Origin of the sequence: Mizugakiibacter sp., from assembly GCF_039680435.1 — a bacterium.
Classification (GTDB): domain Bacteria; phylum Pseudomonadota; class Gammaproteobacteria; order Xanthomonadales; family Rhodanobacteraceae; genus Mizugakiibacter.
The window spans coordinates 1-20,918 of the sequence record NZ_JBDKSX010000038.1 but is presented as its reverse complement, the minus strand read 5'-3'; the positions used below and the strand labels follow the sequence as shown (position 1 = coordinate 20,918).

Genomic DNA, 20,918 nt, shown 5'->3' with positions numbered 1-20,918 from the left:
CGTGGCACAAGTCGATGAAGTCGGACATGTATCACCGCCAGCACTTCATCGACGACCGGACGCTACGCTCGGCGCTTCGCAGCTACGTCGATTTCTACAACCAGCACCGCTTACACTCGGCCCTGGGGTATCGTTCACCGATCGAGTTCGAGGCCCAAGGTGTCTGACCACCGGCGTCCACTTTTTCGTAGGAACTCTCCGCCGCTTCGCGGCGCGGCTTAATTCAAGCGTTAGCCAGATGAAACTACTCCTCTCAATTTCATGTTACTTCTTGATCAGCGTGGCCACAGCTCGCGCATCGACTTTCGTCAACTATGGTGAGGCTGATCAGTCCGCCAAAGGCGCTTCGCTAGTCTCACTTATTGCCAATCCTGCAGCGTACGACGGCAAGCCCGTGCGCGTCATAGGAGCATTTCAACTAGCATTCGAAGGCAATCAACTGTGTCTGCACAAAGAGGATCTGATTCATGGTCTCTCATCAAATTGCCTCTGGATCGAGCCGGATCTGAATAAGATCGGGGTTAGCTACGCCAAGCTAGCGGAGTTCAACGGCAAGTATGTTCTTGTCGAAGGTACATTCGTCCAAGGGAATCACGGGCATATGGATATGTTTTCAGGAGCAATTACCCCTATCTGGCGTGTAACCTTGTGGCGGTAGTGGCTAACAACTCGTGTATGGACTCCCCCTGCAAGTGACCGTGTGATGCGCGGACGGCAAAGCGGATCGGTTGCAGTCGTGTATGCGGCCTTGGAATGAGCCACGCAGGCTCGGGCCAGGATGGAATCCGCCCTTCAAACCGACGCCACTTCGTGGCGCGGCTTAATTCAGGTGTTAGGTGCCAAGCAGATCATGGGCCACGTCTTCGGCATTGTTCTCATCGCTGTTGGCAGCTTTGTCATCATCGTTGGTGGCAAGGCAATCCGAACAAAGGGTGGCATTGTCTCCAAAGTTTTTTCTATTCCTCGCTTTCATGCAGTTGTGGTCAAATGGGCATTCGGTCTTCTATGCATTTGGTTCGGTGTGGCGCTGCTCCTTGGTGCAATGCGCCCATAGCCACACCCAGCTCAATCATTGAGCGAACGCCCATCCGCTATACGACTTCGCGTCGCCAAATTCAGACGTTAGGCCAAGAAGTTGAAAGACAAAGAAACTATCGAAATACCCAAGAGCGCATCTGTCGCCAGTCTAGCGATTGCCTTGCTTACTGCCGTAATTTTGTTCATCGCATGGGGATACACCGGCAGAGCGCCATTTCTTGTAGCGGGCATCGGATTTATTGTCGTTTCGCCTATTTGGTTCTTGTCGCCCATCGACTATCGCACGCTCTTCGGCCCGGTCGGCGGCCGCACTACGTACCACCGCAAGTTCACGCCTGCTCAAGGCCTGCTGTCGCTGGTGGGCTACGCAATGATATTTGCGTCCATCGTGATTTGGCTTATTCAGTCATTCTCGACCTGACTACTCACGCACGGACTCCCCCTGCAAGTGACCGCGTGACGCGCGGACGGCAGAGCGGAGACGCCGGCCTTCCTCAGTCCGTGGTGAATCCCCGCAGCGCCCGTTCGGGCATCGGCTCGCGGCGCACTTCGGCGACGCGCGCGGCGGGCGGGCCCTCGTGCAGCCAGCGTTCCAGCGCGTCGAGCGCTGCGTCGCTGCCGGAGGCCAGCACTTCGACGCGGCCGTCGGCCAGGTTGCGCGCATGGCCGCTGACGCCGAGCTTCAGCGCCTGCTCGCGCGTGGAGGCGCGGAAGAACACGCCCTGCACGCGGCCGCCGACGAGGAAGCGCACGCAGGGCACGTCAGCCGCCCTGCCCCTTCGCCGCGGCGATCGCCTTGTCGAGGTCGAGCGCGGTGATCGGTCCGACGAAGTGCTTGGCCACGGTGCCGTCGGGCGCGATCAGGTAGGTGGTCGGCAGGCCGCGCGGCGTCTCGAACGCCTTCGGCGGGTCGTACACGTCGACCTTGGCGATCGGGTAGTCCACGGGATGCTTCTTCACGAACGCGGCGAGATCCTTGGCGTCGATCTCTTCGTAGGCCAGGCCGATCGCGGCGACGTCCTTGCGGCTGGCGACGAACTTCGAGATGTCCGGCATCTCCTTCAGGCACGGCGAGCACCAGGTCGCCCAGAAGTTGACGATCACCCACTTGCCGCGCTGCGCGGCGAGGTCGAACGTCGCGCCGTCGGTAGTGGTGACGCTCAGCTCCGGCCGCGCCGGCGCGCCGGCGGCGGACGCCGCGAGCGGCAGCAGCCCCAGGGCGAGCAGGATGGCGATGCGTTTCATGCGGGCTCCTCGGAAGGCGGATCGGCGGCGGGTGCGGCCACGGGGAATACGTCGCTGAGCCGGGTGTGCAGATTGTCGCGCACACCGGCAGCGAGTGCGCCGATCAGGTCGCGCAGCGGCGTCGGCAACCCTTCGCCGAGGCGCGCCACCGCGGCGCGGTCGAGCGGCAGGCGGTAGCCGCCGGCTTCGTAGAGTTCGGCCAGCGTCGCGGTGTCGAGGCTGCGCGCCAGCACCCATTCGCCGCGCTCGGTGCGCTGCACCAGGCCGGCGCGCTGCAGGTCGCCGAGATAGCGCTGCAGCAGGTCGTCGGAAATGAAGCGCTCGCTGTAGTGCAGCGCTTCGCTGTGCAGCCCGCGGCCGGCGCGCTGCGCGGCGACGAAGTGCTTGAGCACGTGCAGCAGGCCGAGGAACTCGCTGCCCGGCGGCAGGCGGTCGGCGAGCGGGCGGTACTCGAATGCCGACAGCGAGGCGGCCAGCGACGCGCCCAGCAGCACGATCGCCCAGCTCAGGTAGATCCACACCAGGAAGATCGGCACCACCGCCAGCGCGCCGTAGATCTGCTGGTACGAGGGCACGCTGCGCACGTACAGCGCGAAGCCGGCCTTGGCCAGCTCGAACAGGACGGCCACGACCAGCGCGCCGACCGCGGCGTGGCGCCAGCGCACGGTGCGGTTGGGGATCACCACGAACATCGCGAACAGCGCCACCCAGGTGATCGCCGGCGGCAGCAGCTCCAGCGCGCGCTTCTGCAGCCCCAGCCCGCCCGCCGCCTGCTGCAGCAGCGGCAGCGCGAAAAGGTAGGAAGTGACCGCGAGGCCCGCGACCAGCAGGATCGGCGTCAGCGTCAGCACGGCCCAGTAGACCAGGAAACGCGCCACGCCCTTGCGCTTGGCCGCCACCCGCCAAATGCGGTTGAAGCGGTCCTCGATGCTGCGCATCATCAACAGCGCGCTGAGCAGCAGGCCGACCACGCCGACCGCGGTCAGCCTGCTGGCCTTGCCGGCGAAGTCGAGCAGGTAGCCCTGCACCACGTCGCCCGCGGCCGGCACGAAGTTGCGGAACACGAACGCCGACACGCTGTCGCGCCATTCGGCGAACACCGGGAACGCGGTCAGCACGCCGAACACCGCCGCGGTCAGCGGCACCAGCGCGAACAGCGTGGTATAGGACAGCGCGCCGGCGGTCTCGAAGCACTTGTCGTCGAGGAAGCGCTGCCACAGGAAGCGCGCGAAATGGGCGGCGCGGTCGCGGTCGAGACGCGTGCGCAGGTCGAGCTTGGGCTGCAGACGGGACATGGGCGGACGCCGGCGGCGCGCGTGGCGGGCACCCTGCGGATGATACGCTGCGCGCCTCGGCGGCAGGGCGCCGCACGCCCCACGACGGACCGGCCCGAACGATGGCGGAAATCCTGATCCTCTACTACAGCCGCAGCGGCCACACCGCGCAGCTCGCGCGCCTGGTCGCGCGCGGCGTCGAGGAGGTCGAAGGCATGCGTGCGCGCCTGCGCCAGGTGCCGCCGGTGGCGCCGGTGACGGAGACCGCGCAGCCGCCGGTGCCCGGGGAAGGCGCGCCCTACGTCGCGCACGCCGACCTCGCCGACTGCGCCGGCCTGGTGCTCGGCAGCCCGACGCGCTTCGGCAACATGGCCGCGCCGCTGAAGCACTTCCTCGACTCGACCGGCGCCGAGTGGGCGTCGGGCGCGCTGGCCGGCAAGCCGGCGGCGGCGTTCACCTCGACCAGCACCATGCACGGCGGCCAGGAAACCACCGTGCTGTCGATGCTGCTGCCGCTGCTGCACCACGGCATGCTGATCGTCGGCATCCCCTACACCGAACCTGCCTTGAACGCGACGCTGAGCGGCGGCTCGCCCTACGGTGCCGGCCACGTCGCCGGCACCGACGGCGAACGCAGGATCAGCGAGCACGAACGCGAGCTGGCGCGCGCGCTGGGCCGGCGCGTGGCCGACGTGGCGCGGCGGCTGGGAGCGCCCGCATGAACGCGCGCCGCACGGGATTCGTCGCGTGGGGCCTGCTCGCCGCGCTGCAGGTGCTCTGGCACGCGCTGCTGGCGCCGCCGGCGCACGCGTCGGTCGCCGCCGCGCTGATCTTCGCGCTGCTGCCGCTGGCGCTGCCGCTGCTGGCGTGGCGGCGGCCGGCACGCGCACTGCTGTGGGCCGGCATCGTCTGCCTGTTCTACTTCAGCCACGGCGTGGCCGAGGCGTGGTCGGCGCCGACCGCGACGGTGCGCGCGCTGGCGCTGGCCGAAACGACGCTGGCCGCGCTGCTGGTGCTGGCGCTGGGCGCCGGCGCGCGCAAGCGGCGCAAACCCGCCGCCGTATAATCACGTCCTCGCCGGGCGGCCGCACGCGGTCCTCGGCGCCGTGCAGGCGCTGACCCATGAGCTTCGTCCAGTCCGCCCCCGAACTCGAAAACCAGTTCCACGCCGACCGCGTGCTGCGCGGCTACCTCGCGCGCGCGTTGCCGGCGCCGATGCGCGCGGCGATCGAGGCGGACCTCGAAGCGCTGGGCCAGCACGCGGCGGACGCCTGGGCCGAGCGCGTGCGGACGCCGCGCAGCGAACCCGCGTTCACGCCATGGGACGCCTGGGGCAACCGCGTCGACCGCATCGCGCTGACGCCGGCATGGCGCGAAGGCGCGGGCATCGCCACCCGTTATGGGCTGATCGCCGCGGGCCACGAGGACGCCTGGGGCGAGCACGCGCGCACGCACCAGTTCGCGCTGGTGTACCTCTATCACGTCGCCAGCGAGTTCTACACCTGTCCGCTGGCGATGACCGACGGCGCCGCCACCGCGCTGAAGGCCTCCGGCAACGCCGCGCTCATCGAGCGCGCGGTGCCGCATTTCCTCAGCCGCGATCCGGCCGCGTTCTGGCTGTCCGGGCAGTGGATGACCGAAACCGTCGGCGGCTCCGACGTCGGCCACAGCGAGACCGAGGCGCGCCGCGGCGCGGACGGCCAGTGGCGGCTGTACGGGCGCAAGTGGTTCACCTCGGCGGTGGTTGGCGAGGCCGCGCTGACCCTGGCGCGGCCGCAGGGCGCCGGCGCCGGCGCCGCCGCGCTGGCGATGTTCTACCTGGAGACGCGCGACGCCGACGGCCGGTGGCAGGGCGTGCGCATCGACCGCCTCAAGGACAAGCTCGGCACGCGCGAGCTGCCGACCGCGGAACTGCATCTCGACGGCGCGCCGGCGACGCCGGTGGGCGAGCTCGGCCACGGCGTGCGCATGATCACGCCGGTGCTCAACATCACGCGCCTGTGGAACGCGGTGTGCGCGCTGGCGACGATGCGCCGCTGCCTGGCACTGGCACGCGACTACGCGCACCGGCGCAGCGCGTTCGGCCGCACCCTGCTGGAACAGCCGCTGCACGCCGACACCTTGGCCGGCATGCAGGCCGAGTTCGAGGCGGCGTTCCACCTGGTGTTCCACGTCGCCGAACTGCTCGGACGCGCGCAGAGCGGCGCCGCGACGCGCGACGAGGAAGCGCTGCTGCGCCTGCTGACGCCGCTGGCCAAGCTGTGGACCGGCAAGCTCGCGGTGGAGATCGCCAGCGAGGCGATCGAGGCGTTCGGCGGCATGGGCTACCTCGAGGACACCGGCCTGCCGCAACTGCTGCGCGACGCGCAGGTGTACCCGATCTGGGAAGGCACCACCAACGTGCTGTCGCTGGACGCGCTGCGCGCGCTGGACGGCCACGGCCTCGCGCCGTGGCGCCACGCGCTCGACGCCCTGCTCGACCCCACCGCCGCCGATCATGCCGACATCCGCGCCGCGGCCGACGACGCCGAAGCCTGGCTGCGCGCGTGCGGCGACGACCGCATCGCGCTGCAGGCCGGCGCGCGCGGCCTGGCGCTGACGCTGGCGCGCAGCTTCGCCGCCGCGCTGCTGGCGCGGCACGCGGCGTGGGCGCTCGCCGTACATGCCGACCGCCATCCGCACGCCGCGCTGCAGCGCTTCCGCGCGCACGGCCTGCAACGCCTGCACCGCCACGACCCCGACGACGCCGCGACGCTCGCGGCCGACCTCCATCCCTGACGCGGCCGCGGCCGCCTCCGCACGGAATCCACCATGCAGCATCTGACCATCGTCACCACCGGCGGCACGATCGACAAGATCTACTTCGACGCCAAGTCCGACTACCAGATCGGCGCGCCGCAGATCGGCGAGATCCTGTCGCAGCTCGGCGTCGCGTTCCGCTTCGAGGTGGTGTCGATCCTGCGCAAGGACAGCCTCGACATGGCCGAGGACGACCGCCAGCTGATCCGCCGCACCATCGAGGCGCAGCCGCATCGCCACGTGCTGGTCACCCACGGCACCGACACCATGGTCGACACTGCGCGCGCGCTGACCGGCATCGCCGGCAAGGTGATCGTGCTGACCGGCGCGCTCAACCCCGCGCGCTTCCAGGGCTCCGACGCGGTGTTCAACATCGGCTGCGCGGTCGGCGCGGTGCAGACCCTGCCCGACGGCGTCTACATCGCCATGAACGGCCGCGTGTGGGACCCGATGCGCGTGCGCAAGAACCGCGGCGCGAACCGCTTCGAGGAAGCCTGACGCTCGCCGCGGGCGCTGCCGCAGCGGACTCCTGCGGGAGGGGCTCGGTCGCGAACCGCCGTTCCGCCGCAGTGGCCGAAGCCGCTCCTGCAGCGGGGAGTTGGACAAAAAAACCCGGCCCTCACGGGCCGGGCCGCTCGATCCGGGATGCGGGGGGCACCCATCGAGCAGGGAGCAACCGGTGTGACGGACGGGGGCCGCTGCGTGCGGCCCCCGCCGCGTCGGCTTACTGCACGGTCAGGGTGACGTCGTCGAGCACGAACGAGGTCTGCAGCGACGAGTCCTCGGTGCCGGTGAACTTGATCACCACGGTCTGGCCGATATAGCTGGCCAGGCTGTTGCTGTGCACCGTGTAGCCGCTGTTGTGGTTGAGGTTGGAGTAGGTCGCCAGCGTCTTCAGCAGCGTGCCGGAGGTGCTGTAGACCCGCACGTACAGCTTGTCGTACGCGGTCGACGTGGTGGTTTCGCTGGTGTCGATGTGCAGGTAGTACCGCAGCGACGCCGAGGTCTTGCCGGCCGGGATCGTCACGGTCTGCGACACCGTGTCGGTGTGCGAGCTGCCGTAGCCGTCCATCCAGGCGAACCACGAGCCGGCGTGGGCGGTCTCGCCCGAGCACGTGCTGTTGCTGCACAGCGTGCCCGAGCTCATCGACCACGGCGAGGCCGAGCCGCTCTCGAAGCCGGTGTTGCCGAGCAACTGCGAAGAACCGCCGCCACTGCTGACCGTCACCGACTGCGTCTTGGTGTTGGTCGCACCGCCGTTGTCGGTCACCGTCAGCGAGACGCTGTAGGTGCCGGCCGCGGCGTAGGTGTGGCTGGGGTTGGTGGCGGTCGAGGTGCCGCCGTCGCCGAAGGTCCACGAGCGCGAGGCGATCGTGCCGTCGCTGTCGGTGGAGCTGTCGGTGAAGTTCACCGTCAGGCCGCTCGCCACGAACGAGAAGTTCGCGACCGGCGGGGTGTTGGTGCCACCGCCGCCGCCGAGATCGTTGATCGCGCTGCTCAGGATCACGCTGCCGCGGCCGCTGGCGAGGTCGTAGCCCGCGCCCGCGGTTTCGCCGCCGTTGTTGCCAGAGGTCACGTCGTGGAAGTCGGACGCCGGCAACTGGTACAGCAGCGGGCCGGCGAAGCCGACGGCGGTGCCCTTCACCGCGATCACCCGCGCCCACATGCCGGCGAAGATCGGCGCCGACAGGCTGGTGCCGCCGATCTGCTCCGTCGAACCGTTGACGATCACCTCGGCACCCGAACTCGGGCTGCCGTCGAAGGCGACGTCGGCCACGCCGCGGTGCGTGCCGGACCACAGCGTCTGCCAGCTCGGCTTCGGCTCGAACGTGCTCTCGCTGCCGCCGGTGGCGCCGTTGTTGATGCTGAGGTCGTTCCACACCACCTCGCTGTTCCAGGTGGTGGTGGAGGCGTCCAGCTTGGTGCCGGCCACCGCGACCACGTACTGCGAGGCCGCCGGCCAGCTCGGCGTGGTGCCGCCGTTGCCGCACTCGTCGGCGCCGGAATCGCCGGTCGAGATCGAGAACGTCTGGCCCTGCGCGGCCGCCTGCTGGAAGCTCTGGTCCTGCGCCGCGGCCGAGCCGTCGCCCTGCGCGTCAGTCTCGCACTCGCCCAGCGACACGTTGATGATCTTCGCCGCGTTGGCGTTGACCACCGTGTTGATGTCGGCGGTGAGGTTGGCGTTCGACAGCGTCGGGATGTTGTAGAAGATCAGCTTGCCGACCTGGCCGCCGCCCATGCCGACGATGTCCTGGCTGTCCAGGTCCCACTCGCCGAGGCCGCTGGTGTCGGTGCTGGTGCCGTTGGTGTTGACGGTCTGCGTCGTCACCGTCGCCAGGCCGTTGTTGGACGTGAACGTGTTCAGGTCCTTCACCACCTGGGTAAGGCTGCCCTGGGTGATGATGCCCACGGTCACGCCCGCCGCCGTCGGCACGCCGGTGCCGCCGTAGATGGACGAGAACTCGGTCGGGTTGTGCCCGGTGATCGCCTGCGTGCTCAAGCCGCCCTGCGGCAGCACGCGCGCGAAGGTGTGCGCACGATGCACGTCCTGCAGGCCGATGACCGACAGCACGCTGTCCTGCAGCGCCCCCGGGATGTGCACGTCGGAGGTGTTGGCGTAGGTGTCGCGGCCATCCTTCGCATGCACGCGCGAGAACGTGGTGTGGAACGCCGACTGCACGACGTCGGCGGTGGCGTCCGCCGACACCAGCATGTTGTTGGGCGAGATGACCACGTTGCTGAAGCCGGAGCGGGTCAGGTAGTCGGCCACGGCCTGGGCCTGGCTCGCGGTCGGCGCGTGCCGCTGCATGAACTGCGCATGCGGCATCACGCGCTGCGCCAGCGGCGCGAGCCCCTGGTGGGCCGCGGCGATGAAGCTCTTCAGCTCGGTGCCGTTGCGCAGCTTCAGCGCCACCTCGACGTGCATCGGCTGCGCGAACGACAACTGGCCGCTGTAGGCATCGCCCTTGTGCAGGACGAAGGCATGCGCGACGACGGGCGACGTGTCGCTGGCGACCTGTGCGTTGGTCGATGAATTTCCGGCTGCGGTCGCCGTATCGACGCCGACGGCGGCGACGAAGCTCAGTACGGCAGCAGCGAGCACGTTCAGTCTGTGCCTGGGTTTCATTGCAGTTTTCCCCTCCGATTGATCGAATGCGGCCGCGACCGCGGCCGTGCCGTCCTTCCCTGGAGCCCGCGCGCGTCCGCGCCATTCGGGCGAACGCGCTCGAATGCGATGGCGATGTCTGCGAAGCGGCGCTTTCGGAAACCGGCGCCGTTGCGGGACCGCCCACACCCCCCGATGCAGGCGCGGCGAAGCTACACGCGCTCGCGGTGCGGCGCATTAAGAAAGATTCTTACGAAAAAAGGCGTATATCGACAGGTTGGCGAAAGAATCTTGTGCACGCCACGCGCAGCGGCGCCGGCGCACGGAAACGCGCGCGCACATCGCGATCGCGATCACAGAAAGGATTCCGCTTTGGGGTAACACGCGCGGCTTCACCGCGAATCGCCGGCGCCTGCGCAAGCGCATCGGCGGGGCTGGCCTGGCTTGACCTCGGCTCCGCATCGCGTCCCGGCAGCGCGCCGAAGCCGCCCGCGCCGCCGGGGAAGCGCCACAAAAAAACCCGGCCCTTGCGGGCCGGGTCGCTCAAGTCGGGTGGCGGGGGGCGCCCCCGGCGAGCTCAGAACTGCAACGACCAGCCGTCGATGTAGCCGGTGTCGCCGCGATATACGTCGGTGACCTTCAGCTTCCAGGTGCCGCTGGCCGGCGACGAGGACGCGTTCACCGTGTAGGTGGCATGCACGTCGTCCGCGCTGTCGGAGCCGTCGGCGCTCTTCAGGCGCGCGCTGGTGCCGTTCGGCGCGATCAGGTCGATCTGCAGGTCGCCGCGATAGCTGTGCACGATGTCGACGGTGACTTTCAGTGCCGACGGCGCGCTGCCGGAGATGCCGGTGACGCTGATCGAACTGGTCGCACTGCTGCGATCGGGAATGCTGACGTTGGTGGTGTTGCTGAACACCGTGCCGCCACCGCCGCCGCCGCTGGTGCTCCAGCTCGCCTGCAGGCTGACGCCGGAGAAGCTGGAATAGCCGCGCACCTTGACGTAGTAGGTGCCGGTCTGCGGCGTGGCGAAGCTGCAGGACTCGCTGTTGCCGGCCTTGTACGGACGGCAGTCGTAGCTGGTGGTGCTCGGCGCGGAACCGAACTTGACGTACAGGTCGGCGTCGCCGGTGCCGCCGGAGATGGCGATCACCAGGTTGCTGGCGCCCGCGGGCACGTCCACGGTGTAGCTGAGCTCCTGGCCCGCGCTGCCGCTGAGGCCGGTGACCGGCACGCCGTTCTGCAGGCTGGTGCTGCCACCGCCGCCACCGCCGCCGCCGGTCGGGCAAGCCACGCCCACGCCGGTGAACGCCGCGGTCACGTCCGCGACCGGATAGCCGAGGTCGGTGGCCGCGCTCTGCACGCCGCAGGCGCCCGAGTTGAAGTCCTCGGTGGCGTTCCAGTACATGGCGTTGGCGCGCGCGAACACCTGGAAGGCTTTCTTGGTATCCCAGCCGGAGGTCTTGGCGAGCAGGCAGAACGCCTTGTTGTAGACGCCGCTGGAGTAGTGCACGTCGAGGCCGCTGTAGTACTGCGAGGCGTTGTCGATCGAGCCGCCGTCCTGGCTGGGCGTGCACATGTAGCGCAGCGCGGTGCCGTTCTTGATGATGTCGGCGCCGACCAGGAAGTCGTTGTGGCCGCGGTCGAAGTACTCGGTGGCCTCGCCGGCGATGTCGGAATAGGCCTCGTTCATGCCGCCGGACTGGCCGGTGTACTCCAGGTTGGAGTGCTGCTCGGTGTAGCCGTGGCTGATCTCGTGGCCGGTGACGTCCTCGGCGACCAGCGGATAGAAGGTGCTGGCACCGTCGCCGAACACCATCTGCGTGCCGTCCCAGAACGCGTTCTCGTAGCTCTTGCCATAGTGCACCTTCATCAGCAGCACCTGGCTCAGCGGCGCGGCGCCGGTGTAGGCGGTGTACATGTCGTGCACGACGCCGCCGAAGTGATGGGCGTCGTTGATCGGGCCGTAGCCGCCGTTGACCGCATCACCCTGGCTGGTCGGGCAGGTGAAGCTCCACAGCGTGCCGCCCGAGGCGTTGGTCGACTGGGCGAGGTTGTAGGTCCTCACGTAGGCGTTCTGCATGGTGCAGGTGCTGCCCGACTGCGTGACCTGCAGCGCGGGATAGTCGATGCCGTACGTGTACTGGCCGGTCTTCTGGTTGCCGCCGGGGCCGTTGGCGTCGGCGGTGGTGAGGCCGTCCCACTGTTTGATCACGGCGCCGGTTTCGGCGTCGACGATCGCGGTCGGGCGGGTCGGGCGGACGTCGTCGTTGAAGTACGAGGTCAGGTAGACCAGCCGCGCCTTGCCCTGGGCCTGCGGATAGACGAACAGTTGCGCGTGCGCGTTGCGCACCTTGCCGCCGGCCGCGAGGCTCTGCCCGTGATGGCTGGCCAGCGCGGCGATCGCCTGCTGGTCGCTCAGCTTCGGCGTCACCGAAGCCAGGTCGAGCTGCACGCCCTGCGCGACCAGGCCGTTGGCGCGCTGCGCGTTGCCGCGGGCGTCCTGTTCGACGGCGACGCCGTGCCCGTACACCGGCACGCCCATGTACATCTGCTGCATGCGCACGGTGCGCGTGCCGTGCGCGGTGGGCAGGCTGCCGCGCGGCGCCAGCGTGGCGTTCGCGCCCAGGTTCAGGTTGGCCGCGAGCGCGTTCGCCGCGACCGGCGCGACGCCCTGCATCTGCGCGTGCACGCGTTGCGACGTCGCCGCCGGCGCGGCGGCGGCGAACGCCATCCCCAATGCCCCGATCAACACACTTGTTCGATGCCTGATTCGCATCACGTTGCTCCCCTCGGATTGGACTGCTTGTGCGGCCGCGCCTGCGGCCGGATCTGTCCGTCCCTGGAGCCCGCACGCATCCGCGCCACCTCGCGCGCGAGCGCGTGGAGCTTCGTGGCTTGCTGCGGAGCGGCGCACGGTGTCGAAACGGCGCCGCTGCGGGATCACCTGCGGACCCCCCGTCCACAGGATTCGCCGAGACTAGCAACGCGTGCTTCGCGCTGCACTAGGAAAAATTCCGAGTTCGCACGCGCACGGCGCGGAGAATTTCCCGGCTCGCACGCACGCGGCGAAAAATTTTTTCTCGGAAGCGCGCGAGCGGCTTCGGCCGCGGATCGCCGCCGCCTGTGGGAGGGGCTTCAGCCACGAAGCGGCGTTCCGGGATCGCGGCTGGAACCGCTCCCGCGGCGGGAAGAAGAACCGAAGGAAGCGCGGATGCGCCGGGCGAACGCCGGCGCGGTTACAGCATGCCGGTTTCGAGCTTGGCCGCGTCGGACATCATCGACTGCGTCCACGGCGGCTCGAACACCAGGTCGATGTCGGCGACGCCGACGGTGGGGATCATCTCGATCTTGGTGCGCGCGTCGTCGACCAGGATGTCGCCCATGCCGCAGCCCGGCGCGGTCAGGGTGAGCTTGACGTAGACGCGGCGGCGGCCGTCGTCCATGTGCTCGAGGCTGACGTCGTAGACCAGGCCGAGGTCGACCACGTTGATCGGGATCTCCGGGTCGAAGCAGGTGCGCAGTTGTTCCCACACCAGCTTCTCGACGTCCTCGTCGCCGGCGTTTTCCGCCAGCGCCAGCGGCTCGGGCTTCTCCTTGCCCAGCGCGTCGGCGTCGTCGCCGGGGATGCGGAACAGGTTGCCGTCCACGTATACGGTGAAACTGCCGCCCAGCGCCTGGGTGATGTAGCCGATCTGCCCGGCGGGCAGCACGACTTGATCGCCTTGCGGCACCATTACCGCCGGGCAGTCGCGTTGCAGGGTGAAGGGCTCGCTGTTGAGACTGAAACCGCTCATGGAATCCTCGCGTGGCGGCCGTGCGGGAACGATCGATGCGGCCGCGGATCGCACATATTATGCCGCCGGCCGCGGACGGTCCTGACCCAGGTCAGGGCCGCACCGCGCAAACTCAAGGCGCCCGCGCACCGCGACCGTGTTGAGGCGCGCGCCGCAGCGGCTATCATGCGGCCTTTTCGTGCCGCCGCAGCCCCGCATGCCCGATCCGCATCCCTCCTGGCCGCTGTCGATCCTCGGCACGGCGCTGTTCGCGTCGGCGCTGGGCGCGCTGTGGGCGCTGGTCGCGCTGTGGAGCGGCCGCGCGCTGCCGCTGGCGCCGCTCGCGGTGGCGATCGGCATGGCCGCCAGCCTGCGCTGGTGGGGCTGCCCACCCGGCGCGCGCACCGCGCTGCTGGCGGCGTCGGGCACGCTGCTGGCCGCCGCCTACGCGCAGTGCCTGTTCGCGGTGAATCGCGTGGCCGCGGCGATGGGCCTGCAGTTCCTGGAGACGCTGCGCCGCATCGGCGCCGGCATGACCTTCGAGGTGGCGCGGCTGTCGCTCGACGCCACCGACGTGGCGCTGACGCTGGCCGGCGCGACGCTGGCGGCGCTGCTGGCCTGGAAGCGACCGCAGCCGCGCTGAGACAATCCGGCCGTGCCCCGCCGGGGCGGCGGCCTCAGTGGCCGCCGTCCAGCGCCTTCACCGCGGCCACCAGTTGTCCCGCCGCCGCCTGGCCGTCGCCGTACAGCATGCGCGCGTTGTCGGCGTAGAACAGCGCGTTCTCGATGCCGGCGAAGCCGGTGCCCTTGCCGCGCTTGATCACGATCACGTTCTTCGCGCTGGCGACGTCGAGGATCGGCATGCCGTAGATCGGCGAGGCCGGATCGGTCTTCGCCACCGGGTTGACCACGTCGTTGGCGCCGATCACCAGCGCCACGTCGGTGGCCGGGAACTCCGGATTGATGTCGTCCATGTCGGCGATCAGGTCGTACGGCACGCCGGCCTCGGCCAGCAGCACGTTCATGTGTCCGGGCATGCGGCCCGCCACCGGATGGATGGCGAAGCGCACCTTCACGCCGCGCTCGATCAGCAGCTTGGCGAACTCCCAGACCTTGTGTTGCGCCTGCGCCACGGCCATGCCGTAGCCGGGGACGATGGCGACGCGCTCGGCGTAGGCCATCATTACCGCGGCGTCGGCGGCCTCGATCGGCTTCTGCGCGCCGGTGATTTCCTGCGCAACGCCGCCGCTCGCGCCGAAGCTGCCGAACAGCACGTTGGCCAGCGAACGGTTCATCGCCTTGGCCATCAACTGGGTCAGCAGCGTGCCGGCGGCGCCGACCACCATGCCGGCGATGATCATCGCCTCGTTGTGCAGCACGAAGCCTTCGAACGCCACCGCCAGGCCGGTGAAGGCGTTGTACATCGAGATCACCACCGGCATGTCGGCGCCGCCGATCGGCAGCGTCATCATCACGCCGAAGGCCAGCGCCAGCGCGAAGAACGCGACGACCAGCCCGATCTCCAGCCGCCCCGCGACCAGCGCCGCGCCGGCCGCCAGCGCGGCCAGGAACACCAGCGCATTGACCACGCGCTGGCCGGCGAACACGAAGCGCTTGTCCATCCAGCCCTGCAGCTTGGCGAAGGCGATCAGCGATCCGGAGAACGAAACCGAGCCGATCAGCGCGCCGACCACGCCGAGCACCAATTGCGTCGCCGACGCCGCCTCGCCGGCGCCGAACTTCAACAGTTCGCCGGCGCCGATCGCCGCCGCCGAGCCGCCGCCCATGCCGTTGTACAGCGCGACCATCTGCGGCATCGCGGTCATCGCCACGCGCTTGCCGGAAATCCACGCCGCCAGCGTGCCGATCACGATCGCCGCGGCGATCAGCGGCAGGTTGTGCATGCCGGGCAGGAAGAACGTGGCCAGCGTCGCCACCAGCATGCCGGCGCCGGCCCAGACGATGCCGCCGCGCGCGGTGCGCGGCGAGCTCATGCGCTTCAGGCCGAGGATGAACAGCAGCGCGGCGAGGAAATAGCTCGCCTTGACCAGGTTCGGCAGCAGGGCGGCCATCACTTCCCGCCCTCCGGCTTCCTGCTGGACTTGAACATCTCCAGCATGCGCTCGGTGACGACGTAGCCGCCGGCGGCGTTGCCCGCGCCCAGCAGCACGCCGATGAAGCCGATGGTCTTGCCCAGCGTGGTGTCGGCGTGGCCCAGCGCCACCATCGCGCCGACCAGCACGATGCCGTGAACGAAGTTGGAACCGGACATCAGCGGCGTGTGCAGGATCACCGGCACCCGCGCGATGATCTCGTAGCCCGTGAAGGCCGCCAGCATGAAGATGTACAACATGAGGAAATCTTCGCTCATGGGATGCCTCTGCCGGATGGACGATGCGCCGCCCGCGCGGCGCGAACGGACTCCCCCGCCGCGCGCGGGCGCCGGCCCATCATACGGGGCCATGTCAACCGGCGCGACGGTGGCGCGTTGTGCATGTCCGGAAAAGGTGGAGGAATACCGCATGCCCGCCCGAACCGCCGCGAACGCGGCCGCCGCATGCCGATGAACGGCGCCGCCGAAACGCTCGACGCGGCCCTGGAAGCGCCGCCGGCGCGGCCATGCGCGGCGACGCTGGAAGGCTTCCTCGCCGGCGTCGAGCGGCGCGCCTACCGCGTCGCCGAGATCGCGCTGGGCCATCGTGAGGACGCGCTGGACGCCGTGCAGGACGCCATGCTGCGACTGGTGCGCAGCTATGCCGGCAAGCCGGCGGAGGAATGGTCGCCGCTGTTCTGGGGCATCCTGCGCCGGCGCATCACCGACCTGCAGCGGCGGCGCAAGGTGCGCTCGATCGTGGTCGGCTGGCTGCACGGGCGCGACGACGCCGACGGCGACGAGGCGCCGGCCTGGGAGCCGGCCGACCTGGCGCCGGATCCGGGCCGGCGCCTGCTCGACCAGCAGGCCTACGCGGCCATGGCCGCGGCCGTGCGCCGACTGCCGCGGCGCCAGCAGCAGGCATTCATGCTGCGCATGCTGGAAGGCCTGGACGTCGCCGGGACCGCCCGCGCGATGGGCTGCTCGGAGGGCAGCGTCAAGACGCATCTCTCGCGCGCGCTGGAGGCGTTGCGCATCCAACTGGAGGCATGGCGATGAACATGCGCGCCGAAGATCCCGAAAACCGCTGCCGCCGTCCGTTCGACCGCGCCTGCGCCGGCCTCGACGCCGCCACCGCGGCGCGCCTGCGCGGCGCGCGCGTGCGCGCCCTGCAAGCGGCACGCCGCCCGCGCGCCGCGCACGCGCTGATCCCCGCGGGCGCGCTGGCGGCCGGGCTGCTCGCGCTCGGCGTGGTCTGGCTGCACGAAGCGCCGCGCCCGCCCGCCGCTGCGGCGCCGGGCGCCGCGATCGCCGACGGCGACAGCGAGCCGCTGCTGGAAGCCGACGCCGAACAGGTCGACATGGCCCGCGACCTCGACTTTTACGCCTGGCTGGCCAACCGGCCGCAGCAGGGACAGCACCGATGAGGCTCGTATCGCCCCGTCGCGCGTTGCGCCTCGTGCCGCTGCTGGCGGCGCTGGGGTGCGCCACCCACGCGTCCGCACAAGCCGCGGATACGCCGCCGGCCGCGCAGGAGTCGGCGCAAGTCCCGCGCGAAGCGCCAACGCCGGTGCCCTGGGGCAGCCTCGACGCGCAGCAGCGCGACCTGCTCGCGCCGCTGCAGTCGCAATGGGACCAACTGCCACCGCACCGCCAGCGGCACCTGCTCGAGCGCGCACGGCGCTGGAGCGCGCTGCCGCCGCAACGCCTGCAGCAGGTCCGCGAGCGCCTGCAGCGCTGGGCGGCGATGACGCCGCAGGAGCGCGACGAGCTGCACCGCCGCATGCGCGCGTTCCACGACCTGCCCCCCGAACAGCGGCAGAAGCTGCACGAAGCCTACGCGCACTTCCAGGCACTGCCGCCCGAACAGCGCCAGGCGCTGCGCGAGCAGTGGAAGCGGATGACGCCGGAGCAGCGCCGGCAGTGGCTGCACGACAACCACCCGCGCGACGACGCGGGCGGCGGATAGCCGCGCGAAACCGACAGGCGATTCGCTGCCCCGCAGCGCGATTTTTCGTGGGGGCTTCGCGTGGGAGCGTTTCGATCGCGACCCGCGATGGCGGCGCACGCCTCGCCGGGCATTGTCGGAACCGAAGCCCCTGCACGCGCCGCACGGCGGCTTCCGCCGAGATCACTCCCAAGAAACGGATGCGCAACCGTGCGCCCCGCTCAGCCGCGGAAACGCACCTCGCCGCCGTGCGCGAGGCAGGTCTTCGCCACCAGTTCGTCGGCGAAGTCCGGCGCCAGCGCGCCGTCCTTGACCAGCAGTTCGAGGAAGTTGGCCAGGTTGCGCGCGTACATCTCGCTGGCCGACAGCGGCGCGCCGGCCGGCAGGTTCAGCGGCCCCAGCACTTCGACGCCGCCGAGGCGCACGCGCTCGCCGGGCCGCGTGCCCTCGCAGTTGCCGCCGCCCTCGGCGGCCAGATCGACGATCAGCGCGCCGGCCTTCATGCCGGCGAGCATCGCCGCGCCGAGGATCTTCGGCGCCGGCCGGCCGGGCACCGCCGCGGTGGTCACCACCACGTCCACGTTCTTCAGGTGCTCGGCCAGTGCCTGCTGCTGCGCGGCACGCTCTTCCGCCGACAGCTCGCGCGCGTAACCGCCGCTGCCGGCGGCGCTGACGCCGAGGTCGAGGAACTTCGCGCCCAGCGATTCGATCTGCTCGCGCGTCTCCGGACGCACGTCGTAGCCTTCCACCTGCGCGCCGAGGCGGCGCGCGGTGGCGATCGCCTGCAGGCCGGCCACGCCGGCGCCGATCACCAGCACGCGCGCCGGACGGATCGTGCCGGCCGCGGTGGTCAGCATCGGGAAGAACTTGGGCGCGGCTTCGGCGGCGATCAGCATGGCGCGGTAGCCGGCGACCGCGGCCTGCGAGCTCAGCACGTCCATCGCCTGCGCGCGCGTGGTGCGCGGCAGCAGCTCCAGCGCGAACGCCGACAGCCCGCGCGCGGCGTACTGCGCGACGCGCTCGCCGGCGCCGTAGGGTTTCAACTGGCCGATCAGCACCGCGCCGGAGCGCAGTTGCGCCGCGTGCGCGTCGGACGGCTGCACGGCGAGCAGCACGTCGGCGCGCGCCAGCACCGCGGGCGCGTCGCCCCACTCGACGCCGGCGTAGGCCGCGTCGGGGAAACCGGCCGCATCGCCCAGCCCGCGCTCCAGCAGCACGCCCATGCCCTTGCCGCGCAGCTTCTTCGCGATCTCGGGCGTGACGGCGACGCGCCGCTCCCCGGCGCTGGTTTCGCGGACGGCGGCGACGGTGACCGGCATGGCGTTCTCCCCAGGCATTTCGCCCATCGTAGCCGATCCCCCGGCCGCGCTGGATAGCCGCGGGCCGCGCGGCCGGCCGCTGCGCGCGGCCTGCTAGACTCGCGGCATGACCATGCCGCCGCCTTCCGATGTGCTGTTCCGGCGCCGATCGGTGCCGACCCGACTGCTCGGCGCGCCGGGCCCCGCGCCGGAAGAACTCGAACGCATCTTCGCCGCCGCGATCCGCGTGCCCGACCACACCGCGCTGACCCCGTGGCGCCTGCTTGTCCTGCAGGGCGAGGCCAAGCTGCGCTTCGGCGAGCGCGTCGCGGCGATGGCGATCGAGAAGAATCCGGCGCTGTCGGAGGACAAGCGCAACAAGGACCGGCTGCGCTACACCTGGGCGCCGGTCGTGGTCGCGGTAATCGCGCGCATCGAGGACAACCCCAAGGTGCCCGGCCAGGAACAACTGCTGTCGGCCGGCTGCGTCGCCTACAACCTGCTGCTCGGCGCGCAGGCGCTCGGCTACGGCGCGCAGTGGATCACCGGCTGGGCCGCCTACGACCGCGACGTCGCCGCCTTGCTCGGCCTCGCCGCGCACGAGCGCGTGATCGGCTTCGTGCACATCGGCACGCCGCAGGGCGAAGTGCCCGAGCGCCGGCGCCCGGCGCTGGCCGACGTCGTCTCCGCCTGGAACGGCTGAACATGCAGCCCACCGCGCATCTGGTCGACGCCAGCCTGTACGTGTTCCGCGCCTGGCATTCGGTGCCCGACGAGTTCTTCGACGTCGATGGCCGTCCGGTCAACGCGGTGTACGGCTTCACCCGCTTCCTGCTCGACCTGCTCGAACGCGCGCGGCCGACCCACGCCGCGGCGGCGTTCGACATCGCGCTGACCAGCTCGTTCCGCAACGCGATCTATCCCGCCTACAAGGCCAACCGCGAGCCGGCGCCGCCGGACCTCAAGCGTCAGTTCGAGGGCTGCCGCGAGGTCGCGGCCGCGCTCGGCCTCGCCGTGCTGGCCGACGAAACCTACGAGGCCGACGACCTGATCGGCAGCGCGCTGCACGGCCTGCGCGCGCATGGCTTCCGCGGCGTGATCGTCTCCGCCGACAAGGACTTCGGCCAGCTGATCGGCCCCGGCGACGAGCAGTGGGACTTCGCGCGCGGCCAGCGCTGGGGCGCCGACGGCGTGCACGCGCGCATGGGCGTGCGGCCGGAACAGGTCGCCGACTATCTCGCGCTCACCGGCGACGCCATCGACAACATCCCCGGCGTGCCCGGCGTCGGCGCCAAGACCGCCGCGGCGCTGCTGGCGCATTTCGGCGACCTCGACGCGGTGCTGGCGCGCGTCGAGGAGATTCCGTTCCTGCGCCTGCGCGGCGCGGCCGCGGCGGCCGCGCGCCTGCGCGAACACGCCGGACAGGCGCGGCTGTCGCGCCGGCTGGCGCAGATCGCGCTGGACGCGCCGCTGCCGGCGCTGCCCGGCGCGCTGGTGCGGCGCGCGCCGGACGCCGCCGCGCTGGACGCGCTGTTCGACCGCTTGCGCTTCGGCCCGCTGACGCGCTCGCGCGTGCGCGCGCTGACCGAATGAGGACATCCGCATGCACGAAACCCCTGCCCGCCCCGACGACGCCGACGCCCCGGTCGAGACCCTGCACGCCGGCCGCTGGCTGACGCTGCGCAAGCGCGGCCGCTGGGAATACGTCGAGCGCAACACGCCGGGCGGCGCGGCGATCGTCGTCGCCGTCACCCCGGACGACCGCGTGCTGTTCGTCGAGCAGTTCCGCGTGCCGATCGGGCAGTTCACCATCGAGATGCCGGCCGGCCTGGTCGGCGACCTCGACGGCCGCGGCGACGAGCACGCGCTGGAAGCGGCGCGACGCGAACTGGAAGAAGAAACCGGCTACGCCTGCGCGCGCGTCGAGCCCCTGCACTCGGGGCCGTCGTCGTCCGGCATGAGCACCGAGATGATCCACTTCGTGCGCGCCTGGGGCCTGCGCCGCGTCGGCGCCGGCGGCGGCGACGCCACCGAGAGCATCGTCGTGCACGCGGTGCCGCGTGCGGAAGCCGGCGCATGGCTGATGACGAAGGCGCGCGCGGGCTATTCGGTCGATCCCAAGCTGTTCGCCGGGCTGTGGTTCCTCGAGCACGGCGGCGAGATCGAGGCCGCACGCGGCGCGTCCGGCGAAGCGTAGGGCGGGCCTCGGCCGGCCCGTCCCCCCCGCGTCCTCGGGACTTCGCCAAGAGTCAGAGCATCCGGACACGGATCAACGCGGATCCGAACAGCGCTCCATGCGCGCCGATTCGCGTTCATCCGCGTCAAGAAACAACTCGTAGGGTGGG

The 20,918-nt window shown here is 70.4% G+C and carries 24 protein-coding genes; 15 read left to right on the top strand and 9 right to left on the bottom strand.

Translation table 11 applies throughout. The annotated features are described in order from the left end of the window. The first annotated feature begins 14 nt into the window (after window positions 1-14). The 4 genes from ABFC67_RS04505 to ABFC67_RS04490 all read left to right on the top strand — a co-directional run bounded on the left by ABFC67_RS04505 (window position 15) and on the right by ABFC67_RS04490 (window position 1,459). Complete coding sequence (locus ABFC67_RS04505) at window positions 15-167, top strand: IS3 family transposase (protein ID WP_346736540.1); 153 nt, start codon at window positions 15-17, stop codon at window positions 165-167. Window positions 168-238: 71 nt separating this feature from the next. Beyond that, window positions 239-658 (top strand): hypothetical protein, encoded by a 420-nt coding sequence (locus ABFC67_RS04500; protein WP_346736850.1) that lies wholly within the window; start codon window positions 239-241, stop codon window positions 656-658. Between the two features lie 120 nt (window positions 659-778). Continuing rightward, window positions 779-1,054 (top strand): hypothetical protein, encoded by a 276-nt coding sequence (locus ABFC67_RS04495; RefSeq protein ID WP_346736849.1) that lies wholly within the window; start codon window positions 779-781, stop codon window positions 1,052-1,054. An 81-nt stretch (window positions 1,055-1,135) separates the two neighbouring features. Continuing rightward, entirely contained in the window at window positions 1,136-1,459 is a 324-nt protein-coding gene (locus ABFC67_RS04490) for a hypothetical protein (protein WP_346736848.1), read from the top strand. A gap of 73 nt (window positions 1,460-1,532) precedes the next feature. Here the strand turns inward: ABFC67_RS04490 and ABFC67_RS04485 are convergent, their stop codons facing one another. From ABFC67_RS04485 to ABFC67_RS04475, 3 genes are read right to left on the bottom strand one after another with little or no spacing between them, the layout of a single operon-like run. Further along, window positions 1,533-1,799 carry an acylphosphatase gene (locus ABFC67_RS04485; RefSeq protein ID WP_346736847.1) on the bottom strand — a complete coding sequence of 89 codons (267 nt, stop codon included), beginning with the start codon at window positions 1,797-1,799 and terminating at the stop codon, window positions 1,533-1,535. A 1-nt stretch (window position 1,800) separates the two neighbouring features. After that, window positions 1,801-2,283 (bottom strand): TlpA disulfide reductase family protein, encoded by a 483-nt coding sequence (locus ABFC67_RS04480; RefSeq protein ID WP_346736846.1) that lies wholly within the window; start codon window positions 2,281-2,283, stop codon window positions 1,801-1,803. Continuing rightward, a complete protein-coding gene (locus tag ABFC67_RS04475; protein WP_346736845.1) occupies window positions 2,280-3,578 on the bottom strand; it encodes a virulence factor BrkB family protein in 1,299 nt (432 codons plus the stop codon). Before ABFC67_RS04475 ends, ABFC67_RS04480 begins: the two co-directional genes overlap by 4 nt. A 101-nt stretch (window positions 3,579-3,679) precedes the next feature. Here ABFC67_RS04475 and wrbA point away from each other — a divergent pair, with 101 nt between their 5' ends. From wrbA to ABFC67_RS04455, 4 genes are read left to right on the top strand one after another with little or no spacing between them, the layout of a single operon-like run. Then, entirely contained in the window at window positions 3,680-4,279 is a 600-nt protein-coding gene (gene wrbA, locus ABFC67_RS04470) for an NAD(P)H:quinone oxidoreductase (RefSeq protein ID WP_346736844.1), read from the top strand. Then, entirely contained in the window at window positions 4,276-4,623 is a 348-nt protein-coding gene (locus tag ABFC67_RS04465) for a DUF2069 domain-containing protein (protein ID WP_346736843.1), read from the top strand. The genes wrbA and ABFC67_RS04465 overlap by 4 nt, the downstream gene beginning before the upstream one ends. A 56-nt stretch (window positions 4,624-4,679) precedes the next feature. Next, entirely contained in the window at window positions 4,680-6,335 is a 1,656-nt protein-coding gene (locus ABFC67_RS04460; RefSeq protein WP_346736842.1) for an acyl-CoA dehydrogenase family protein, read from the top strand. Window positions 6,336-6,368: 33 nt separating this feature from the next. Beyond that, complete coding sequence (locus ABFC67_RS04455) at window positions 6,369-6,854, top strand: asparaginase domain-containing protein (protein ID WP_346736841.1); 486 nt, start codon at window positions 6,369-6,371, stop codon at window positions 6,852-6,854. Between the two features lie 226 nt (window positions 6,855-7,080). On the opposite strand, the gene ABFC67_RS04450 is transcribed toward ABFC67_RS04455, so the two are convergent. The 3 genes from ABFC67_RS04450 to sufT all read right to left on the bottom strand — a co-directional run bounded on the left by ABFC67_RS04450 (window position 7,081) and on the right by sufT (window position 13,256). Then, window positions 7,081-9,483: a protease pro-enzyme activation domain-containing protein gene (locus tag ABFC67_RS04450; RefSeq protein WP_346736840.1), complete on the bottom strand. Its 2,403-nt coding sequence runs from the start codon at window positions 9,481-9,483 to the stop codon at window positions 7,081-7,083. 556 nt (window positions 9,484-10,039) lie between these two features. After that, on the bottom strand, window positions 10,040-12,238 hold the full coding sequence (locus ABFC67_RS04445) for a M4 family metallopeptidase (protein WP_346736839.1): 2,199 nt from the start codon (window positions 12,236-12,238) through the stop codon (window positions 10,040-10,042). Window positions 12,239-12,698: 460 nt separating this feature from the next. Then, window positions 12,699-13,256, bottom strand: a complete 558-nt coding sequence (gene sufT / locus ABFC67_RS04440) for a putative Fe-S cluster assembly protein SufT (RefSeq protein WP_346736838.1) — start codon at window positions 13,254-13,256, stop codon at window positions 12,699-12,701. Between the two features lie 196 nt (window positions 13,257-13,452). Between sufT and ABFC67_RS04435 the strand changes: the two genes are divergently transcribed. Continuing rightward, window positions 13,453-13,878, top strand: a complete 426-nt coding sequence (locus tag ABFC67_RS04435; protein WP_346736837.1) for a hypothetical protein — start codon at window positions 13,453-13,455, stop codon at window positions 13,876-13,878. 34 nt (window positions 13,879-13,912) lie between these two features. Here the strand turns inward: ABFC67_RS04435 and ABFC67_RS04430 are convergent, their stop codons facing one another. Further along, a complete protein-coding gene (locus ABFC67_RS04430) occupies window positions 13,913-15,307 on the bottom strand; it encodes an NAD(P)(+) transhydrogenase (Re/Si-specific) subunit beta (RefSeq protein ID WP_346736836.1) in 1,395 nt (464 codons plus the stop codon). Further along, window positions 15,307-15,606: an NAD(P) transhydrogenase subunit alpha gene (locus ABFC67_RS04425; RefSeq protein ID WP_346736835.1), complete on the bottom strand. Its 300-nt coding sequence runs from the start codon at window positions 15,604-15,606 to the stop codon at window positions 15,307-15,309. Before ABFC67_RS04425 ends, ABFC67_RS04430 begins: the two co-directional genes overlap by 1 nt. A gap of 192 nt (window positions 15,607-15,798) precedes the next feature. On the opposite strand from ABFC67_RS04425, the gene ABFC67_RS04420 reads away from it, so the two are divergent. The 3 genes from ABFC67_RS04420 to ABFC67_RS04410 are packed head-to-tail and all read left to right on the top strand — an operon-like array spanning window position 15,799 to window position 17,296. Further along, complete coding sequence (locus tag ABFC67_RS04420) at window positions 15,799-16,386, top strand: RNA polymerase sigma factor (protein WP_346736852.1); 588 nt, start codon at window positions 15,799-15,801, stop codon at window positions 16,384-16,386. After that, window positions 16,383-16,754, top strand: a complete 372-nt coding sequence (locus tag ABFC67_RS04415) for a hypothetical protein (RefSeq protein ID WP_346736834.1) — start codon at window positions 16,383-16,385, stop codon at window positions 16,752-16,754. Before ABFC67_RS04420 ends, ABFC67_RS04415 begins: the two co-directional genes overlap by 4 nt. Next, entirely contained in the window at window positions 16,751-17,296 is a 546-nt protein-coding gene (locus tag ABFC67_RS04410) for a DUF3106 domain-containing protein (RefSeq protein ID WP_346736833.1), read from the top strand. Before ABFC67_RS04415 ends, ABFC67_RS04410 begins: the two co-directional genes overlap by 4 nt. 200 nt (window positions 17,297-17,496) lie before the next feature. Here ABFC67_RS04410 and ABFC67_RS04405 read toward each other — a convergent pair whose 3' ends face one another. Continuing rightward, on the bottom strand, window positions 17,497-18,594 hold the full coding sequence (locus ABFC67_RS04405; protein ID WP_346736832.1) for an NAD(P) transhydrogenase subunit alpha: 1,098 nt from the start codon (window positions 18,592-18,594) through the stop codon (window positions 17,497-17,499). Window positions 18,595-18,706: 112 nt separating this feature from the next. Here ABFC67_RS04405 and ABFC67_RS04400 point away from each other — a divergent pair, with 112 nt between their 5' ends. Genes ABFC67_RS04400 through ABFC67_RS04390 form a run of 3 tightly spaced genes read left to right on the top strand, consistent with a single transcriptional unit; the run spans window position 18,707 to window position 20,770 of the window. Next, window positions 18,707-19,276 (top strand): nitroreductase, encoded by a 570-nt coding sequence (locus tag ABFC67_RS04400; protein WP_346736851.1) that lies wholly within the window; start codon window positions 18,707-18,709, stop codon window positions 19,274-19,276. A 2-nt stretch (window positions 19,277-19,278) separates the two neighbouring features. After that, window positions 19,279-20,166 (top strand): 5'-3' exonuclease H3TH domain-containing protein, encoded by an 888-nt coding sequence (locus tag ABFC67_RS04395; protein ID WP_346736831.1) that lies wholly within the window; start codon window positions 19,279-19,281, stop codon window positions 20,164-20,166. A 10-nt stretch (window positions 20,167-20,176) separates the two neighbouring features. Continuing rightward, window positions 20,177-20,770: an NUDIX hydrolase gene (locus tag ABFC67_RS04390; protein WP_346736830.1), complete on the top strand. Its 594-nt coding sequence runs from the start codon at window positions 20,177-20,179 to the stop codon at window positions 20,768-20,770. The last annotated feature ends 148 nt before the right edge of the window (window positions 20,771-20,918 follow it).